General features: G+C 39.8%; 1 protein-coding gene. It reads right to left on the bottom strand.

From position 1 onward, the window contains the following. Positions 1-827: 827 nt before the first annotated feature. The coding region (locus tag LC605_RS32300; protein WP_229551444.1) for a polysaccharide biosynthesis tyrosine autokinase at positions 828-2,783 on the bottom strand (1,956 nt) is incomplete at its 5' end.

Genomic DNA, 2,783 nt, shown 5'->3' with positions numbered 1-2,783 from the left:
TACGGTAGTTCTACTTTTTCGATTTCACCGATAATCAGTGACATGGAAAAAGTTTTTGCCAAAAAGCTAGGCTTTGGTCATATCAAGAGAGCCAAGTTCTTAATTTTGGATAAAGTCGAGCTAAGAGTATGGCGTCAGGTTGTATGACAAAATCGTGATTTATACAAGGTTTTTGTTTACAACCCTTTTTTTTACCCAGATTCCACATTTCATATCATGTGCGCATAATTAGTTATGATTCTCACAGACATTGCACCCCACCCCTTAATCCCCTCCCCGCAAGCGGGGAGGGGATTAAGGGGTCTTTCAAGGGTAGGTTTTTTGGAATCTCGAAAATAGTTGAGAATTTTCTCAACTATTGAACGTAGTTTGGTCGTTTCGGGATTTAAGCATCGGCTGAAATAGTCAAAAAATGACCAAATACAAAATACCTACCTTTGTTAAGGATTAAGGGGTGGGGTTCTTGGGGTTTAGTAAGAATCAGCAGGACATCATAGTTATGTGGTTTATTTTTTTGCAACTCCCTTAAGCTCCTCAGGGCGATCGCGCCGCATTTTTGAAACCCCTGCTGGACAATGTTCTTAATGAAAAAATAGCATAAACAATGAAACGCTGAAACCTTTGCTATTAAAGGATTATTAGAGGATGTTTGAAAAGTCTTTTTCGTAACACCAAAGCCTCCCAAACCTAACGCCCCTGCCCCCAACCCTTGCAGGAAATGGGGGTTTCAAAGCCTCTCTGGGCTTGTCTAAGGACAGGCTAACGCCAACGGGGAGAGGAATGGAAGCAGGGTTTCTAATACACTTTACGACTTTTCAAACAACCTCTTATACTTTAGATGCGTTTGCCCTCTTAAGCTCTTTTGTCAATTGTCTTGGTTTAAAATACTCGTGAGCATGATACATATAACTACTAGATTCGTTTTTATCAATGATTCCATTTACTACTAAACCTAAAACGTTGTAATTGGATCTTTCTAATATCTCTTGAGCAGCATTAGCACTATTAGAATCAATTACACCAGGTCGCGCCACTAACAAAACTCCATCAGTCATTTGGCTTAAAGTCAAAGCATCCGCCGCTAAAAGTAGGGGAGGGGCATCAATAATTACAAAGTCATAGTTATATTCAGATGAAAAATTTTCAATTAGTGATACCATCCGTTTTGAGTCAAGCAAAGCAAGTGGGTTGGGAGGCCTAACTCCAGCAGTTAAGACATCAAGGTTATCCATTACTTTAGATACAGCAATGTCAAATTCAACCTGACCTAGAATAACCTCACTCAAGCCAACTGTATTGGTTAATTGCCAGAGATGATGCTGAGAAGGAACTCTCATATCTGCATCAATTAATAAAACTTTACGTCCTAATTGAGCGATCGCTACCGCCAAATTAGCTGAAACTGTAGACTTGCCTTCTTTCGGAACTGCACTAGTTACCACGATACTTTTGAGTACTTTATCCGAACTCAGGAATTTCAGATTTGCTTGAATCATTCGGTACATTTCGCTCGTTAAAGAGTGGGGGGTATCTCTAACAGCAATTTTTTGAGATGTTAATTCTCCATTTGAATAACCGAAGCGAAGCTTTTTAACAGACAAAGGAACAATTCCCAGCAAAGTATATCTGAATACATCTCTAACTTCCTTAAGTGTTTTTAGAGACCGATCTCTTAGAGCTAGGAAGAGTACAGCTGTGGTGGCAAAAAATAAACCAAACATCACTCCTAGTACCAAAACAATTATTTTTTTGCCTCTTACTGGATCTTTGGGCACTGAAGCCTGAGCAATAATCCGAGAATTAGGTGTATTTGTATTCTCAACTAACTGTAATTCTTGAACCTTTTTCAATAGAGTTTGATAGGTCGATTCTGCAACTTCAACTTTTCGTTCTAACTCCCGCTCATTTTGTGCCAGCTGGGGTAGAAGTTTCACGCGCTGTTCATAGCTAGAACGGGAATTATATAAAGAGGAAAGTCTTTTAGTTAAGCCAAAGCGCTGTATTTCTGACTGGAGAAAATTTTGTATCAGGTTTTGTCTGAGTTCTCCAATCTGCAATAGGCTTTGAGAAACTTGGGTTTGATTGCCAATAGTCTGACCAACTTGTTGTTGCAGGAGAGATTTTAAACTAGCTTTTTTTGCTTCTAGATTAATAATTACGGGGTTATCATCTAAAAAACGGCTGCGCTCAATCGCTAATTGCCGCTCCGTCTCTTGAAGTTGTGTCAGAACTCCCTGTACAGCAGGTGACTGGCTGAGGGCACTCACGGCGATCGCTTCCTGAGAATTTAGCTCTACTTTCTGACGCAGTTGAATAGTTTGGGCGTTTACCTCATCCAGTTGAGCCTTGACACTATTCATTTCATTGTCTAGATTTCCAATAGTCGCAACGGCTGACCTTGTTTCTTCTGATAAATCTGCAATCTGATGCTTTTGTTTAAATATACGTAGCGCTACTTCCGCATTATTAACAGCCGCTTGAGTTTTAGGAAGCTGCTTGGCCATAAATTGACGAGTTGCTGCTGCCTCAGAGCGATTTGTCAAAATATCATTTTCTAAATAAAGATTCATTATTGTGTTGACTACTGCCGCTGATTCTTCCGGATCACGGCTGGCATGGCTAATTCGCAATACATCTGTGGCGCTAACAATTTTTAGCACCACAGATTTTCTGAGCTTTTCTACTTCTAAAGGTTTACCTTCATCGTCTTTTAATTGCAGTTTGTCTATTGCTCGCTGCAATAAACTAGGGGAAGTAATAACTTCTATCTGAGTATTTATAGG

This window comes from Nostoc sp. CHAB 5836 (assembly GCF_020829445.1).
GTDB lineage: Bacteria > Cyanobacteriota > Cyanobacteriia > Cyanobacteriales > Nostocaceae > Nostoc.
The sequence above is the reverse complement of the archived record's forward strand: the minus strand, read 5'-3'. Positions and strand labels throughout refer to the sequence as shown.